General features: G+C 52.5%; 25 protein-coding genes. 23 read left to right on the plus strand and 2 right to left on the minus strand.

Annotated elements, in window-relative coordinates; all coding sequences use genetic code 11:
• Window positions 1–26 precede the first annotated feature (26 nt).
• From rpsL to rplP, 14 genes are all read left to right on the plus strand, one after another.
• The gene (gene rpsL / locus OU789_RS00710) at window positions 27–398 is read left to right on the plus strand and encodes a 30S ribosomal protein S12 (RefSeq protein ID WP_039003445.1); all 372 of its coding nucleotides are present in this window, start codon (window positions 27–29) and stop codon (window positions 396–398) included.
• Between the two features lie 12 nt (window positions 399–410).
• Entirely contained in the window at window positions 411–881 is a 471-nt protein-coding gene (gene rpsG / locus OU789_RS00715; RefSeq protein WP_263955028.1) for a 30S ribosomal protein S7, read from the plus strand.
• A 24-nt stretch (window positions 882–905) separates the two neighbouring features.
• Window positions 906–3,023 carry an elongation factor G gene (gene fusA, locus OU789_RS00720; RefSeq protein ID WP_274652434.1) on the plus strand — a complete coding sequence of 706 codons (2,118 nt, stop codon included), beginning with the start codon at window positions 906–908 and terminating at the stop codon, window positions 3,021–3,023.
• 57 nt (window positions 3,024–3,080) lie between these two features.
• Window positions 3,081–4,256, plus strand: coding sequence for an elongation factor Tu (gene tuf, locus OU789_RS00725; RefSeq protein ID WP_274652414.1), 1,176 nt, complete (start codon window positions 3,081–3,083; stop codon window positions 4,254–4,256).
• A 136-nt stretch (window positions 4,257–4,392) separates the two neighbouring features.
• On the plus strand, window positions 4,393–4,701 hold the full coding sequence (gene rpsJ / locus OU789_RS00730) for a 30S ribosomal protein S10 (protein ID WP_263954417.1): 309 nt from the start codon (window positions 4,393–4,395) through the stop codon (window positions 4,699–4,701).
• Between the two features lie 13 nt (window positions 4,702–4,714).
• Window positions 4,715–5,437 (plus strand): 50S ribosomal protein L3, encoded by a 723-nt coding sequence (gene rplC / locus OU789_RS00735; protein WP_263954416.1) that lies wholly within the window; start codon window positions 4,715–4,717, stop codon window positions 5,435–5,437.
• Complete coding sequence (gene rplD / locus OU789_RS00740) at window positions 5,434–6,054, plus strand: 50S ribosomal protein L4 (RefSeq protein WP_263954415.1); 621 nt, start codon at window positions 5,434–5,436, stop codon at window positions 6,052–6,054. Before rplC ends, rplD begins: the two co-directional genes overlap by 4 nt.
• The gene (locus OU789_RS00745) at window positions 6,051–6,347 is read left to right on the plus strand and encodes a 50S ribosomal protein L23 (RefSeq protein ID WP_263954414.1); all 297 of its coding nucleotides are present in this window, start codon (window positions 6,051–6,053) and stop codon (window positions 6,345–6,347) included. Before rplD ends, OU789_RS00745 begins: the two co-directional genes overlap by 4 nt.
• Window positions 6,348–6,536: 189 nt before the next feature.
• Window positions 6,537–7,229 carry an FkbM family methyltransferase gene (locus tag OU789_RS00750; RefSeq protein WP_274652441.1) on the plus strand — a complete coding sequence of 231 codons (693 nt, stop codon included), beginning with the start codon at window positions 6,537–6,539 and terminating at the stop codon, window positions 7,227–7,229.
• A gap of 323 nt (window positions 7,230–7,552) precedes the next feature.
• A complete protein-coding gene (rplB, locus tag OU789_RS00755; protein ID WP_263954411.1) occupies window positions 7,553–8,395 on the plus strand; it encodes a 50S ribosomal protein L2 in 843 nt (280 codons plus the stop codon).
• 3 nt (window positions 8,396–8,398) lie between these two features.
• The gene (gene rpsS / locus OU789_RS00760) at window positions 8,399–8,677 is read left to right on the plus strand and encodes a 30S ribosomal protein S19 (protein WP_263954409.1); all 279 of its coding nucleotides are present in this window, start codon (window positions 8,399–8,401) and stop codon (window positions 8,675–8,677) included.
• Window positions 8,678–8,681: 4 nt separating this feature from the next.
• Window positions 8,682–9,062 carry a 50S ribosomal protein L22 gene (gene rplV, locus OU789_RS00765; RefSeq protein ID WP_263954408.1) on the plus strand — a complete coding sequence of 127 codons (381 nt, stop codon included), beginning with the start codon at window positions 8,682–8,684 and terminating at the stop codon, window positions 9,060–9,062.
• Complete coding sequence (gene rpsC, locus OU789_RS00770) at window positions 9,062–9,769, plus strand: 30S ribosomal protein S3 (protein ID WP_263954407.1); 708 nt, start codon at window positions 9,062–9,064, stop codon at window positions 9,767–9,769. Before rplV ends, rpsC begins: the two co-directional genes overlap by 1 nt.
• A gap of 11 nt (window positions 9,770–9,780) precedes the next feature.
• Window positions 9,781–10,194 (plus strand): 50S ribosomal protein L16, encoded by a 414-nt coding sequence (rplP, locus tag OU789_RS00775; RefSeq protein WP_263954406.1) that lies wholly within the window; start codon window positions 9,781–9,783, stop codon window positions 10,192–10,194.
• A 239-nt stretch (window positions 10,195–10,433) separates the two neighbouring features.
• Here the strand turns inward: rplP and OU789_RS00780 are convergent, their stop codons facing one another.
• Both OU789_RS00780 and OU789_RS00785 read right to left on the minus strand, forming a co-directional pair.
• Window positions 10,434–11,120 (minus strand): L,D-transpeptidase family protein, encoded by a 687-nt coding sequence (locus tag OU789_RS00780; RefSeq protein ID WP_274652446.1) that lies wholly within the window; start codon window positions 11,118–11,120, stop codon window positions 10,434–10,436.
• Window positions 11,121–11,185: 65 nt separating this feature from the next.
• Window positions 11,186–11,806 carry a TIGR02466 family protein gene (locus OU789_RS00785; protein ID WP_274652448.1) on the minus strand — a complete coding sequence of 207 codons (621 nt, stop codon included), beginning with the start codon at window positions 11,804–11,806 and terminating at the stop codon, window positions 11,186–11,188.
• A 99-nt stretch (window positions 11,807–11,905) separates the two neighbouring features.
• On the opposite strand from OU789_RS00785, the gene OU789_RS00790 reads away from it, so the two are divergent.
• From OU789_RS00790 to rplF, 9 genes are all read left to right on the plus strand, one after another.
• The gene (locus OU789_RS00790; protein ID WP_274652450.1) at window positions 11,906–12,412 is read left to right on the plus strand and encodes a GNAT family N-acetyltransferase; all 507 of its coding nucleotides are present in this window, start codon (window positions 11,906–11,908) and stop codon (window positions 12,410–12,412) included.
• Window positions 12,413–12,620: 208 nt separating this feature from the next.
• Window positions 12,621–12,824 (plus strand): 50S ribosomal protein L29, encoded by a 204-nt coding sequence (rpmC, locus tag OU789_RS00795; RefSeq protein WP_263954402.1) that lies wholly within the window; start codon window positions 12,621–12,623, stop codon window positions 12,822–12,824.
• 11 nt (window positions 12,825–12,835) lie between these two features.
• Window positions 12,836–13,063, plus strand: coding sequence for a 30S ribosomal protein S17 (rpsQ, locus tag OU789_RS00800; RefSeq protein WP_263954400.1), 228 nt, complete (start codon window positions 12,836–12,838; stop codon window positions 13,061–13,063).
• 74 nt (window positions 13,064–13,137) lie between these two features.
• Window positions 13,138–13,506 carry a 50S ribosomal protein L14 gene (rplN, locus tag OU789_RS00805; RefSeq protein WP_263954398.1) on the plus strand — a complete coding sequence of 123 codons (369 nt, stop codon included), beginning with the start codon at window positions 13,138–13,140 and terminating at the stop codon, window positions 13,504–13,506.
• Window position 13,507: 1 nt separating this feature from the next.
• The gene (gene rplX, locus OU789_RS00810) at window positions 13,508–13,813 is read left to right on the plus strand and encodes a 50S ribosomal protein L24 (RefSeq protein WP_274652453.1); all 306 of its coding nucleotides are present in this window, start codon (window positions 13,508–13,510) and stop codon (window positions 13,811–13,813) included.
• Entirely contained in the window at window positions 13,813–14,373 is a 561-nt protein-coding gene (gene rplE, locus OU789_RS00815) for a 50S ribosomal protein L5 (protein ID WP_263954396.1), read from the plus strand. The genes rplX and rplE overlap by 1 nt, the downstream gene beginning before the upstream one ends.
• Window positions 14,374–14,394: 21 nt before the next feature.
• Complete coding sequence (rpsN, locus tag OU789_RS00820) at window positions 14,395–14,700, plus strand: 30S ribosomal protein S14 (RefSeq protein ID WP_263954394.1); 306 nt, start codon at window positions 14,395–14,397, stop codon at window positions 14,698–14,700.
• 12 nt (window positions 14,701–14,712) lie between these two features.
• Complete coding sequence (rpsH, locus tag OU789_RS00825) at window positions 14,713–15,105, plus strand: 30S ribosomal protein S8 (RefSeq protein ID WP_263954393.1); 393 nt, start codon at window positions 14,713–14,715, stop codon at window positions 15,103–15,105.
• Between the two features lie 12 nt (window positions 15,106–15,117).
• Window positions 15,118–15,651 carry a 50S ribosomal protein L6 gene (rplF, locus tag OU789_RS00830; RefSeq protein WP_263954392.1) on the plus strand — a complete coding sequence of 178 codons (534 nt, stop codon included), beginning with the start codon at window positions 15,118–15,120 and terminating at the stop codon, window positions 15,649–15,651.
• Window position 15,652 lies beyond the last annotated feature (1 nt).

Here is a 15,652-nt window from a genome sequence, read left to right on the forward strand (position 1 = left end):
TGTTGCAACACGGGGAAATAACCGGAATGCCAACGATACAACAGCTGATCCGCAAGCCGCGCCAGCCGAAAGTCAAACGCCAGAAGTCCATGCACCTGCAGGCTTGTCCTCAGAAGCGTGGTGTCTGCACACGTGTCTATACAACGACACCAAAGAAACCTAACTCCGCTATGCGTCGAGTCGCCAAGGTGCGCCTGACAAATGGCTTTGAGGTCATTAGCTACATCCCGGGTGAAGGTCACAACCTTCAGGAGCACTCTGTTGTTCTGATCCGCGGCGGCCGTGTGAAAGACCTTCCGGGTGTTCGCTACCACGTTCTTCGCGGTGTGCTGGATACCCAAGGTGTTAAAGACCGTAAACAACGTCGTTCGAAATACGGCGCCAAGCGTCCTAAATAAGGAGAGGCCGAGATGTCCCGTCGTCACGCCGCAGAAAAACGCGAAGTCCTTCCAGACGCAAAGTTTGGTGACCGCGTTCTGACTAAATTCATGAACAACCTCATGATTGATGGTAAAAAATCCGCCGCTGAGCGTATTGTTTACAACGCATTCGACCGCGTTGAAGACAAGATCAAGCGCGCACCTGTAGAAGTGTTCCACGAAGCACTCGAAAACATCAAACCGTCCCTCGAAGTGCGTTCGCGCCGCGTGGGTGGTGCGACATACCAGGTGCCTGTTGATGTGCGTCCTGAGCGTCGTGAAGCACTTGCCATCCGCTGGTTGATTTCGTCTGCGCGCAACCGCAACGAAAACACAATGGAAGAGCGTCTCGCCGGCGAGCTGCTGGATGCGGTCAACAACCGCGGCACAGCCGTCAAGAAGCGCGAAGATACGCACAAGATGGCCGAGGCGAACAAAGCCTTCAGCCATTACCGCTGGTAACCCTTAGGGCTTAGGACCAACACCATGGCACGCGAATACCCACTCGAAAGATACCGCAACTTTGGCATCATGGCGCACATCGATGCAGGTAAAACAACCTGTTCCGAGCGCATCCTGTACTACACAGGCAAGTCTCACAACATTGGTGAGGTGCACGATGGTGCGGCCACCATGGACTGGATGGAGCAAGAGCAAGAGCGCGGTATTACAATTACCTCCGCTGCGACAACAACATTCTGGGAGCGCACAGAAGACGGCCAAACAGCCGAAACTGAAAAGCACCGGATGAACATCATCGACACACCGGGCCACGTTGACTTCACAATCGAAGTTGAGCGTTCGCTTGCGGTTCTTGATGGTGCGGTTGCTGTTCTTGATGCGAACGCTGGTGTTGAGCCTCAGACAGAGACTGTTTGGCGTCAGGCTGACCGTTACAAAGTTCCACGTATCGTTTTTGTTAACAAAATGGACAAAATCGGCGCGGACTTCTTTAACTGCGTTCACATGATCCAAGACCGTACCGGTGCAACACCTGCACCGATCCAAATCCCAATCGGTTCTGAAACAGAACTCGAAGGCATGGTTGACCTTGTCACTATGGAAGAGTGGGTTTGGGCCGGTGAAGACCTCGGCGCATCTTGGGAAAAACGCCCAATCCGTGCCGAACTTCAGGACACAGCGAACGAGTGGCGTTCGAAGCTCATCGAGACTGCGGTCGAGATGGACGACGACGTGATGGAGGCTTACCTCGAAGGCGAAGAGCCAGACGTGCCAACACTGCGCCGTCTGATCCGTAAAGGTACGCTTGAAATCAAATTCATCCCTGTACTTTGCGGCTCCGCGTTTAAGAACAAAGGCGTTCAGCCTCTGCTCAACGCTGTGATCGACTATCTGCCGAGCCCGCTCGACGTTGTTGATTACATGGGCTTTAAGCCAGGCGACGAAACAGAGACACGTGACATTCCCCGCCGCGCGGACGATGACATGGCGTTCTCGGCGCTTGCGTTTAAAATCATGAACGACCCGTTTGTTGGTACACTGACATTCACACGGATCTATTCCGGCGTACTGAACAAAGGCGACAGCCTGCTGAACTCTACGAAAAACCGCAAAGAGCGCGTTGGTCGTATGATGATGATGCACTCGAACGACCGTGAAGAGATTCAAGAAGCATTTGCTGGCGACATCATCGCGCTGGCCGGCCTCAAGGACACAACAACAGGGGATACCCTCTGTGCTGTGAACGATCCTGTGGTTCTCGAAACAATGACATTCCCTGATCCTGTGATCGAGATTGCTGTTGAGCCAAAAACCAAAGCCGACCAAGAGAAAATGTCTGCTGGTCTTGGCCGTTTGGCTGCTGAAGATCCTTCCTTCCGTGTGGAAACTGACCTCGAAAGCGGCCAGACCATCATGAAAGGCATGGGCGAACTTCACCTCGACATCCTTGTTGACCGCCTGAAGCGTGAATTCAAGGTTGAGGCGAACATCGGTGCGCCACAGGTTGCTTATCGCGAGACTATCGGTCACGAGGTTGAGCACACTTACACGCACAAGAAGCAGTCTGGTGGTTCCGGTCAGTATGCTGAAGTTAAACTTCAGATCATCCCGACCGAGCCTGGCGAAGGTTACTCCTTCGAGAGCAAGATCGTTGGTGGTGCTGTTCCAAAAGAATACATCCCTGGTGTTGAAAAAGGCATCAAATCGGTTATGGACAGCGGCCCTCTCGCCGGCTTCCCAGTAATCGACTTCAAGGTTGTTCTTCTCGACGGTAAGTTCCACGATGTTGACTCCAGCATCCTCGCCTTCGAAATCGCTGCCCGTATGTGTATGCGTGAAGGTATGCGCAAAGCTGGCGCGAAACTGCTCGAGCCAATCATGAGCGTAGAGGTTGTTACTCCTGAGGATTACACAGGTAACATCATCGGCGATCTGACATCCCGTCGTGGGCAGGTTCAGGGTCAAGACGCACGCGGCAACGCAATTGCGATCGACGCCTTTGTTCCACTGGCCAACATGTTCGGCTACATCAACAACTTGCGCTCCATGTCTTCGGGCCGCGCAAACTTTACGATGCAGTTCGACCACTACGAGCCAGTTCCACAGAACATCTCGGACGAAATTCAGGCGAAATTCGCCTAAACGAAAATGCGGGTGCTGCCTTGGTGGCCCCCGCTCATTACATAAAAGGAGGCCATCATGGCTAAGGAAAAGTTTGAGCGTACGAAACCGCATTGCAACATCGGCACGATTGGCCACGTTGACCACGGTAAGACTACATTGACAGCTGCAATCACCAAGCAGTTTGGTGACTTCCGCGCGTATGACGAGATTGACGGCGCGCCCGAAGAGAAAGCACGTGGTATCACCATCTCGACAGCTCACGTTGAGTACGAGACAGCTGATCGTCACTATGCGCACGTTGACTGCCCAGGTCACGCTGACTACGTGAAGAACATGATCACTGGTGCGGCGCAAATGGACGGCGCGATCCTCGTTGTGAACGCGGCTGATGGCCCTATGCCACAGACACGTGAGCACATCCTGCTCGGCCGTCAGGTTGGTATCCCAGCCATGGTTGTCTTCATGAACAAAGTCGACCAGGTTGACGACGAAGAGCTTCTGGAGCTCGTTGAAATGGAAGTTCGTGAGCTTCTGAACGAGTACGGCTACCCAGGCGACGACATTCCTGTGATTGCAGGTTCTGCTCTTGCTGCTCTTGAAGACCGCGACGACGCGATCGGCAAAGACAAGATTGCTGAGCTGATGACAGCTGTTGACACATACATCCCACAGCCACCACGTGCTGTTGATGAGCCATTCCTGATGCCAATCGAGGACGTATTCTCGATCTCTGGTCGTGGTACAGTTGTGACTGGCCGTGTTGAGCGTGGCGCTGTGAACGTTGGCGACGAGATCGAAATCGTTGGTATCAAAGATACACAGAAGACAACCTGTACAGGTGTTGAAATGTTCCGCAAGCTGCTTGACCGCGGTGAAGCTGGCGACAACATCGGTGCGCTTCTGCGTGGTATCGATCGTGATGGCGTTGAGCGTGGTCAGATTCTCTGTAAGCCTGGTTCGGTTAAGCCGCACACCAAGTTTGAAGCAGAAGTTTACATTCTGACCAAAGAAGAAGGTGGCCGTCATACACCATTCTTCGCGAACTACCGCCCACAGTTCTACTTCCGGACCACAGACGTGACCGGCACAGTTGAACTGCCAGCAGGTACAGAGATGGTTATGCCAGGCGACAACCTGAAGTTCGGTGTTGAACTGATCGCACCGATCGCGATGGAAGAAGGCCTCCGCTTCGCGATCCGCGAAGGCGGCCGCACAGTCGGCTCCGGCGTTGTGTCCTCCATCAAAGAGTAAGCGATAAGCTTCTCGAACCAGATTTGGCGCCCTGCAATGGGGCGCCACTTTCATTGAACTACGAATAGGTTCGATGTGGGGGGCGCAATCCCGCGTGTTTCCACCTCTCAACTTTTAAGCCGCGAAAGGCAACGACATGCAGTCGCAAAACATTCGCATTCGGCTCAAGGCCTTCGACTTCCGTGTACTGGACGCCAGCACACAGGAAATCGTTTCTACGGCCAAGCGCACAGGTGCCACAGTCCGTGGTCCTATCCCGCTGCCGAACAAAATCGAGAAATTCACCGTTCTACGTGGTCCACACGTGAACAAGAAATCCCGCGATCAGTTCGAAATCCGCACGCACAAACGCCTGCTGGATATCGTCGATCCAACACCACAAACAGTAGACGCGCTGATGAAGCTCGACCTTGCTGCCGGTGTTGACGTCGAGATCAAGGTTTAAGGAGGGTATCTAGATGCGCTCTGGTGTAATTGCGAAAAAGGTCGGTATGACCCGCCTTTTCATGGAAGACGGCAAACAGATTCCTGTAACCGTACTCCAGCTCGAAAACCTTCAGGTCGTCGATCAGCGTACTGCTGACCGTGACGGCTACACTGCTGTTCAGCTTGGTGCAGGCACAGCCAAAGCAAAGAATACTTCGCAAGCTATGCGTGGTCACTTTGCCAAGGCTAACGTTGCGCCAAAGCGGAAAATCGCGGAATTCCGCGTTTCCGAAGAGAACCTCATTGCCGTTGGCGAAGAGATCTCTGCTGAGCATTACGTAGAAGGTCAAAAAGTTGACGTGTCCGGCACGTCGATCGGTAAAGGCTTTGCCGGTGCTATGAAGCGTCACAACTTCGGTGGTCTTCGCGCCACTCACGGTGTGTCGATCAGCCACCGTTCGCACGGCTCCACCGGTCAGTGTCAGGAACCCGGCCGTGTTTTCAAAGGTAAGAAAATGGCCGGTCACATGGGTGCTGCCCGTGTAACAACCCAAAACCTCGAAGTTGTTCGTACAGATGCCGACCGTGGCTTGATCATGGTCAAAGGCGCTGTTCCGGGCTCTAAAGGTGGCTGGGTGACTGTTAAGGACGCTGTCAAAAAGAAACTGCCTGAGGGTGTGCCCTTCCCAGCAGCGCTGAAAAGCGCAGTTGTAGAAGCGCCTGCCGAGGCTCCCGCTGAAGGAGCAGAAGAATGAAGGCTGATGTAATCAAACTCGACGGTGGCAAAGCCGGTACTGTTGACCTTGACGAGGCCCTTTTCGGCCTTGAGCCACGTGCAGACATTCTGCACCGTGTGGTTCGCTGGCAGCGCAACAACGCGCAAGCTGGTACACACAAGGTTAAGACACGTTCCGAAACCTCCTACTCGACCAAGAAGATCTATCGCCAAAAAGGTACCGGTGGCGCGCGCCACGGTGACCGTAACGCGCCGATCTTCCGCAAAGGTGGTGTTTACAAGGGTCCAACCCCACGTAGCCACGGCCACGAGCTGACGAAGAAATTCCGCAAGCTTGGTCTGCGTCACGCGCTGTCTGCGAAAGCGACTGCGGGTGAGTTGGTTGTGCTCGACACAACAGACGTCAAAGACGCAAAAACTTCGGTTCTGGCGAAAGCTGTTAAGGAACTGGGTTGGAAGCGTACTCTGGTGATTGACGGTGCCGACGTAAACGAGGGTTTTGCCCGCGCAGCACGTAACATTGAAGGCTTGGATATCCTGCCAACAATGGGTGCAAACGTATATGACATCCTGAAGCGTGATACACTTGTTATCACAAAAGCAGGTGTCGAAGCATTGGAGGCACGTTTGAAATGAGCACCAAAGCAGAACAATACGATGTGATCCGCAAGCCGGTCATCACCGAAAAAGCAACTATGGCTTCTGAAAATGGTGCCGTTGTTTTCGAAGTGGCGATCGACGCCAACAAACCACAGATCAAAGAGGCCGTTGAAAGCCTGTTTGGTGTAAAGGTTAAGGCCGTCAACACGACGATCACAAAGGGTAAAGTCAAACGCTTCCGTGGCCAGCCAGGTAAACGGAAAGACGTTAAAAAGGCTTACGTTACTCTTGAAGAAGGCAACACAATCGACGTGTCCACAGGACTCTAAGATTAGCTTTCGTAAGTAAAGAGAGGCCCTCGCAGCGATGCGAGGGTCTTTTTCGTTGTTCGCGCAACACCTTTCATTACAGGTTGTGTACTACTTGGCCGCACCAAAACTTTCCTATGATCGATTTGCGTTGCCAACCTGGAAGTTCGTTGATTTAGTGCTCGAGAAATATTTCTGAGGGGCATTTTCGTGAGTGATGATGAACTAGGTTTAACTAGTAGAGGGATCAGAATACCACTGAGAGAAGGTGTCATAACTTCAAGAGTGAAGAAAAAACTAGAACTAGACTTCTACGAGACTCCTGAGATTACAGGCTTATCAAAATTTGTCAGGCCGTCTGATACGGTCCTCGAACTGGGTGCGGGAATAGGGTACGTATCGACTTTTTTGGTCAAGAGTTTGAAGGTTTCTGAAGTTGTATGTGTTGAAGCAAACCCCGTTCTTTGCGACTATATTTCAGAGCTACATACGTTAAACGGGGTCACTAACGCCGGCGTTCTAACTGGAGTGATGTTTCCTGATGATGCGGCGGTCCCAACGTCTGATACGGTGCCATTTTTTGTAACTGAGCCTTTTTGGTCTTCTTCCCTCACAAAACCGTCGACCAAATCCTATAAGAAGATAGAGGTTCCCGTCTATAAACTTAGCAAGACCATCGCCAAATATGAACCAACGGTGTTGGTTTGCGATATTGAAGGGGGCGAGGTCGATCTGTTTAGTAAAGCAGAGTTAGCCAGTGTGAACTATGTCTTTCTTGAGCTCCACACGCGTGTGATCGGAAGTAGGGGGGTCGTCAAGGTCTTTGATGATCTGCATAAGCTCGGATTTTTTTACCACCAGCAGGTTTCTGTGGGTGGCGCAGTGCTCTTCAAACGGCTTTGACTTCCGGGTGGCGTCAGTCGCTTTTTCGATAGAGGCAAGCGAATCAGTCGAACTCACAATCTCTGAGCAGGCCAAAAGAATTATATTTTCACGCGTTGCGCACTATCTTGCGGGCTCCGCAAAAAACATTCCCCCGGCCATAGACACCCCCTAACATCTCTGATACTCCGCGCGGGTGGTGATGGCCCCAGATTCGTTCTGGGGCTCTTTACCTTTTGGAATAGAGGTTTTCGGACCTTGCAATATTGGCCACCTTCGGGGGGCTCACACCGCGGATCTTTTCAATTGGATTGGTTCGCATAGCTAAACGGAAGACAGAAAGCATGGCACTAAAGTCGTATAAACCGACGACGCCAGGCCAGCGTGGGCTGGTTCTGATCGACCGTTCGGAGCTTTGGAAAGGACGTCCAGTCAAGGCCCTCACAGAGGGTATGACAAAATCGGGCGGCCGGAACAACACCGGGCGGATTACAATGCGTCGCATTGGTGGGGGTGCAAAGCGCCTTTACCGTATCGTGGACTTCAAGCGTAACAAGTTTGACGTTCCTGCCACCGTAGAGCGGATCGAATATGACCCGAACCGGACGGCATTTATCGCGCTCATCAAATACGAAGATGGCGAACAAGCATACGTATTGGCACCACAGCGTCTCGCAGTTGGTGACACTATCGTTGCTTCGGCCAAGGCCGACATCAAGCCCGGTAACGCAATGCCATTCTCCGGCATGCCTATTGGTACAATCGTTCACAACATTGAGCTCAAACCTGGCAAAGGCGGTCAGATCGCCCGTGCTGCTGGTACATACGCTCAGTTCGTGGGTCGCGACGGTGCTTATGCACAGATCCGCCTCTCCTCGGGTGAACTTCGCCTCGTGCGTCAGGAATGCATGGCCACAATCGGTGCCGTGTCTAACCCTGACAACAGCAACCAAAACCTCGGTAAAGCTGGCCGCAACCGTCACAAGGGCATCCGCCCAAGTGTTCGTGGTGTGGTTATGAACCCGATCGATCACCCACATGGCGGTGGTGAAGGTCGTACCTCCGGTGGTCGTCACCCAGTGACACCATGGGGTAAGCCAACCAAGGGTGCGCGCACTCGCAACAAGAACAAAGCGTCCAGCAAGCTTATCATTCGCTCGCGGCACGCCAAGAAGAAGGGGCGTTAATCTATGTCTCGTTCTGTATGGAAAGGCCCTTTTGTCGACTCTTACGTGCTTAAGAAAGCCGAGAAGAGCCGTGAATCTGGCCGCAATGAAGTTATCAAAATCTGGTCGCGTCGTAGCACCATTCTGCCCCAGTTCGTGGGTCTGACATTTGGTGTTTACAACGGCCACAAGCACATCCCCGTCAACGTCACTGAAGACATGATTGGTCAGAAGTTTGGTGAGTATTCACCAACTCGTACCTATTACGGTCACGCTGCTGACAAAAAAGCGAAGCGGAAGTAGAGCCATGGGAAAAGTGAAAAACGCACGTCGCGTGGCTGATAACGAAGCAATGGCCAAGGTCAAAATGCTCCGTACTTCGCCACAAAAACTTAACCTCGTTGCTGCAATGATCCGTGGCAAGAAAGTTGATCGCGCTCTGACCGATCTGACTTTCTCCAACAAACGGATTGCTGCCGACGTTAAAAAATGTCTTCAGTCCGCGATTGCGAACGCCGAAAACAACCACAACCTGGATGTTGACGAGCTGATCGTAGCCGAGGCCTATGTTGGCAAGAACCTGACCCTGAAACGCGGACGCCCTCGCGCCCGTGGCCGGTTTGGCAAGATTTTGAAGCCGTTTTCCGAGCTGACAATCTTGGTGCGCCAGAATGAGGAGCAAGCATAATGGGTAATAAAGTAAATCCAATTGGCATGCGCCTTCAGGTCAACCGGACTTGGGACAGCCGCTGGTACGCTGATACGAAAGATTTCGGCGATCTTCTTCTGGAAGACATCCGTATTCGTGAGTTCATCAAGGAAGAGTGCCGTCAGGCTGGCGTTTCCCGCGTGATCATCGAGCGTCCACACCGTAAGTGCCGTGTGACGATCCACACAGCGCGTCCTGGTGTGATCATCGGTAAAAAAGGTGCTGACATCGAAGGTCTTCGCAAGAAGCTCGCAGCGCTGACAGAGTCCGAACTGCACCTCAACATCGTTGAAGTTCGCAAGCCAGAGATGGATGCGGCTCTCGTTGGTGAGAATATCGCACAGCAGCTTGAGCGCCGTGTTTCTTTCCGTCGCGCTATGAAGCGTGCGGTACAGAACGCAATGCGTATGGGCGCGCTTGGTATTCGTATCAACGTTGCCGGTCGTCTTGGCGGTGCGGAAATCGCGCGTACTGAATGGTACCGCGAAGGCCGCGTGCCTCTGCACACTCTGCGTGCCGACATCGACTACGCACATTCCGAAGCGATGACTGCTTATGGCATCATCGGCATCAAGGTCTGGATCTTCAAAGGCGAGATCATGGAGCACGATCCTTCGGCGCATGAGCGTAAGCAACAGGAACTCCAAGAAGGCCCAGCACCCCGCGGTGCCGGCGGCCGTCGTTAAGGAGAAATTAGATGCTTCAACCAAAGCGCACAAAATTCCGCAAAATGCACAAAGGCCGTATCCACGGTGAGGCAAAAGGCGGAAGCACACTGACATTCGGGACGTATGGCCTCAAATCCACACAGCCCGAGCGTATCACAGCGCGTCAAATCGAAGCCGCGCGTCGTGCAATGACACGTCACATGAAACGTCAGGGCCGTGTTTGGATCCGTGTATTCCCGGATCTGCCAGTTACCTCGAAGCCAACCGAAGTTCGGATGGGTAAAGGTAAAGGTTCTGTCGATTTTTGGGCTGCGAAAGTTAAGCCTGGTCGTATTCTCTTTGAGATCGACGGTGTTGACGAAGTAACAGCGCGTGAGGCTCTTCGCCTTGCAGCGATGAAACTGCCGGTCAAAACCCGCACAGTGGTCCGCGAAGATTGGTAAACCGTTCAAAGCGCCCCGCGCATTGAACGAGGTGGTGTAGCGGGTTTTCAAAGAAAACCGGCGGGCCACCAACCAAAGGAAAAACAAAAACCCCCGTCGAGAAATCGGCGGGGGTTTTGCTTTAGAGCGATGAATACTGGGCGAGACATCAGGCGAAACCACAATGCGACTTCAATCACTGATCTCGCCCCCGATCAAAGCGATACCAGTTTTGGTCGGTTTCAGAGAGGCCTTACCCCCTAATCTGCCGACGTAAAGTGATACTCGCCCGCCAAAGTGGTGACCGCGGCTGGATTACGGGTAGCTTCAAATATGTCGTAGCCCGATTTCAGGTTTTGCCAGAACGCGTACCACTGATGCGTGCTTTCCTGCTCCAATCGTTCGGGCGTCATGCGAAACGGGTAAGCATTGACCGAAACGAAATGCTGACCATTCTTGAGCGCAGACTCGACCAGAAAATAAATTTCCTCAATTCCTGCATCTGTCATCGCGTAGCACCCGATCGAAACACAGCTACCGTGCACCATTAAATAGCTACCGGTACGGCCCAAGGATTGATCAAAGCGATTGGGGAATCCCAGATTAAACGACAAATGATAACGGCTGTTTGGGTTTAAGGCTGATCGATCGACACGATAAAACCCTTCCGGTGATTGTCGATCACCTTCCTTAAGCTTGGGGCCGAGGTCACCTGAGAAATTGCAGATTTCATAAGATTTGAAAAGTTTGAACGTATCGTCGGGTTTCAACCAGACTTCGAGCTGCCGGTCCTCTTTGAAAATGCGAATATGGACGGGCATGCCTGCGTCGAAACCGGCATTGGCAAGCTGCTCTTGCAAGGGCAGGTCAATGCGTTCTCGTATATCAGGCCAGTTTTCGTGCGGGCGGAGGAGGCTGCCAATCGCATGCTTGGTTTGGTCGGGCACTAGATATACCGCCAAGGCAACCAAAATCCCAAACACGAGCACCCATCTCCCCAACCGCCGCAAGGCTATCGCCAAGCGTAGTTAAAGCTCACAGAGATCCTATCATCCTCGGCCATATTCATCGGGACTTCGTGGCGGAGCCAGCTTTCCCAGAGCAATACATCTCCAGCCTCTGGCGCAACATAGACGAAACTCTGTTGTTCGCGGCGTGCGTCTTTAACGCGGGTTGGCGCGGCCATCATCATAGAGGAACGCGGGTCTTCGTACTTTATCGCGCTTGCACCCTTCGGGACTGAAACATAGGTCGTGCCGCTGATCACGGAATGTGGGTGAATATGTGATGTGTGAATGCCGCCTTCGGGCAGGATGTTAATCCAGATGTTGTCGAGCTCGAGCTTGCGTCCGTCCAAGTCAAATTCAAGGTCTTTCACAAACTCCGCGACGTGTTTGTCGAGGATTTTTACAAGGTCTTCGAAAATCGGAAAGCGCCATCCGAGATCAGTGAGAGAAGCGTAGCTCGTATAACCGGCGTAGTCGTTCTCCTCGCACCAGATTTGGCCTGCTTCGTCGTCTTCGGCGATTGTAATGCAGGAGGTTTCAAATTCGTCCGCGCTGAGATTATCGCCGAATTCATTCAAGCGGGCACGGTAGAGGCGGGTCACGAAGAGAGATTCTATGTTTGACATACCCCATAGATAGCGGGGCGCTGCGTTTTGGACCAGAGGATGTGCTATAGTGCCGCGATCAAATCACTGACGGGTATGAGATTCGCACACGGAGAACGTATGGCTGTTGAATTGCTAAAGGTCCGAAGTGCAGAGGACGTAGAACATGCACAAGAGCTTGTTTGGGAGTTCTTTGACGTTTTGCGCCATCGCTATCCCGAAATGATCAATGACATAGATGCCTATATAAAAGACCAAAATGTTGCAGAGAGTTTAGATGACTTTCTGACCTGGTTCTCGCCGCCCGTTGGAGAGTGCTTTCTCGCTCGCGCGGATGGCCAACCTGCCGGTATTGTTATGCTCAAAGATTTGAAAGACGGTTCAGCGGAGATGAATCGTATGTATGTGCGCAAAAACGTGCGCGGTTTGGGCGTTGGCCGTAAGTTATGCGTTGCCGCGATCAACGGTGCTAAAGATTTGGGATTTAAGACACTTCGACTCGATGCGTTGCACAGGCATGTTGAAGCGCTGCCGCTGTATGAGAGTGTGGGATTCGTGCGTTATCATGATGCCGATGCGGTTGGTGGCGACGACGCGCGCTTCATTCATATGAAAATGCCGCTATAACCTTTGAAAAAAGGGGGCTGGCTGTTGTTTGCTACTGCGGCAATCTCCTGAAGTTTTTGCTTGCCCTCAAACCCTCACCCCCTTATAGACGCACATCTCGCGGATTCCGGGTTTCCGGGATTCGTGTGTTTGCTATTCATCCACCAGGTCTTAGGTGACCCTGAAAGAGTGTCAGGGGCCGGCTGGTGTTTTGAGAAAGGAATAGGCGATGAACGCCAATGAACTACGTGATAAGACACCGGATCAGCTCCAAGAAGAGCTGGACGCGCTGAAAAAGGAATCGTTTAACCTGCGTTTCCAACAAGCGACCGGTCAACTCGAGAACACTGCCCGTGTACGCGCCGCTCGTCGCGAAGCTGCACGTGTTAAAACAATTCTGAACGAAAAGGCCGCGCAAGCGGCTGGCGAATAGGAGCCTTAGGTATGCCCAAACGTATTCTCACAGGCACCGTAACCAGCAACCAAAACGCGCAAACAGTAACTGTTTCCGTTGAGCGCCGGTTCACGCACCCCGTTCTGAAGAAAACCATCCGTAAGTCCAAGAAATACCGGGCTCACGATGAGAAGAACGCTTTCAACGTAGGTGATAAAGTTCGCATTCAAGAATGTGCACCTAAGTCGAAAACGAAACGCTGGGAAGTTCTGTCTTAAGTCAGAGCTGACCGGTTTAACGAAACCCTGGGGAAAAGCCTAATAGTAGGTCCCCAAAGGTCGGGAGAAACCACATGATCCAGATGCAGACCAATCTGGATGTTGCTGACAACTCCGGCGCACGCCGAGTTCAGTGCATCAAGGTCCTGGGTGGTTCCAAGCGTAAATACGCTTCCGTAGGCGACATCATTGTCGTTTCGGTTAAAGAAGCCATCCCACGTGGCCGTGTGAAAAAAGGCGACGTCCGTAAGGCCGTTGTTGTTCGCACAGCCAAAGAAGTACGTCGTGAAGACGGCACAGCGATCCGTTTTGATCGCAACGCAGCAGTAATCCTCAACAACGCCAACGAGCCAATCGGTACTCGTATCTTTGGGCCAGTTGTTCGTGAGCTGCGTGCCAAGAACTTCATGAAAATCATCTCGCTCGCCCCGGAGGTGCTGTAAGATGGCTGCTAAGTTGAAAAAAGGCGACAAAATTGTCGTTCTTGCCGGTAAGGACAAAGGTAAAGAGGGTGTTATCTCCTCTGTAGACCCCAAAACCGGTAAAGCTGTTGTTGAAGGTGTAAACGTTGCGATCCGCCACACACGTGCGTCGCAAAACAGCCAAGGTGGTCGTGTACCACAGGCTATGCCTATCCAACTGTCCAACCTCGCGCTGCTTGATTCCAAAGGCAAACCAACACGCGTTGGTTTCCGTGAAGAAGACGGCAAAAAAGTGCGTTTCGCCAAGACCACTGGGGAGACTGTATAATGCTTGATACTGCAAACTACACACCCCGCCTGAAGACGGTCTACAAAGACAGCATCCGTGCCGCTCTTAAAGAAGAGTTCGGCTACAAAAACGAGATGCAGATCCCGAAGCTCGACAAGATCGTGTTGAACATGGGTATCGGCGAGACCACACGCGACACCAAAAAGATCAAATCCGCTGAGGCTGACCTCACTGCGATTGCTGGTCAAAAGGTTCTCATCACGAAAGCCAAGAAATCCATCGCGGGTTTCCGGGTTCGTGAAGATATGCCTCTTGGTGTTAAAGTGACACTGCGCGGCGATAAGATGTACGAATTCCTCGATCGTCTGATCACCATCGCGATGCCTCGTATCCGTGACTTCCGCGGTATTTCGGGCAAGAGCTTTGACGGCCGTGGCAACTACGCCATGGGTCTGAAAGAGCACATCGTTTTCCCTGAAATCGAGTACGACAAGGTCGACGAGATTTGGGGTATGGATATCGTAATCGCCACCACCGCAGCTACTGACGCGGAAGCAAAGGCGCTGTTGAAGCATTTCAACATGCCCTTTAATAGCTGATCGCGGAAGGAAAGGTTAGACATGGCTAAAAAAGCAATGATCGAACGCGAAAAGAAGCGCGCTAAGCTGGTGGAGAAATACGCCGCCAAACGTGCTGCTCTTAAAGAGATCGCAAACGACGAAAGCAAGTCGATGGAAGAGCGTTTTACTGCTCGCCTCAAGCTTGCGAAACTTCCACGCAATTCGTCCGCTACACGGCTTCACAACCGTTGCCAGCTGACGGGTCGTCCCCACGCTTACTACCGTAAGCTCAAAGTCAGCCGGATCGCGCTGCGGGAACTGGGCTCCACAGGCCAGATCCCCGGTATGGTCAAGTCAAGCTGGTAAGGGAGATACGATATGAACGATCCTATCGGTGATATGCTCACTCGTATCCGTAACGCTCAAATGCGCGGCAAATCGACAGTGGAAACACCTGCGTCGAAGCTCCGTGCATGGGTTCTGGATGTTCTTCAGTCTGAAGGCTACATCCGCGGTTACGAAAAAACCACTGGCAAAGACGGCCACCCGGCCATCGAAATCAGCCTGAAGTACTTTGACGGTACTCCTGTAATCCGTGACCTCAAGCGTGTTTCCACGCCTGGTCGTCGCGTTTATGCAAGCGTCAAAGACATTCCAGTTGTCCGTCAGGGCCTCGGGATTTCCGTTGTCTCCACACCTAAGGGTGTGATGTCGGACGCAAATGCACGCGCAGCCAATGTTGGCGGCGAAGTGCTTTGCACCGTATTCTAGGAGGTCATCAGGATGTCTCGTATTGGTAAAAAACCAGTGGCCCTACCCGCAGGCGTAACTGCCGCGGTCTCCGGCCAAAAAATCGAAGTAAAGGGCCCGAAAGGGACACTCGACTTCACAGCAACTGACGAAGTGACGTTGGTTGTTGCCGATGACGCCGTAACTGTTGAACCACGCTCGAAATCCAAGCGTGCACGTCAGCAGTGGGGTATGTCGCGCACAGTGATCCAGAATCTGGTGACTGGCGTAACAGAAGGCTTCAAGAAAGAGCTCGAAATCAACGGTGTTGGTTATCGTGCTCAGATGACTGGCAATGTTCTTAAGTTGAACCTCGGCCTGTCGCATGAAGTGAACTTCGAGGTGCCTGCTGGCGTAACAGTCACAGCCCCTAAGCCCACTCAAGTTCTTGTTGAAGGTATCGACAGTCAGCTTGTTGGCCAAGTCGCGGCAAACATTCGCGAATGGCGTAAACCCGAGCCATACAAAGGCAAGGGCATCAAGTACAAAGACGAGTATATCTTCCGCAAGGAAGGTAAGAAGAAGTAAG

Origin of the sequence: Halocynthiibacter sp. C4 (assembly GCF_028823805.1) — a bacterium.
GTDB lineage: Bacteria > Pseudomonadota > Alphaproteobacteria > Rhodobacterales > Rhodobacteraceae > Falsihalocynthiibacter > Falsihalocynthiibacter halioticoli.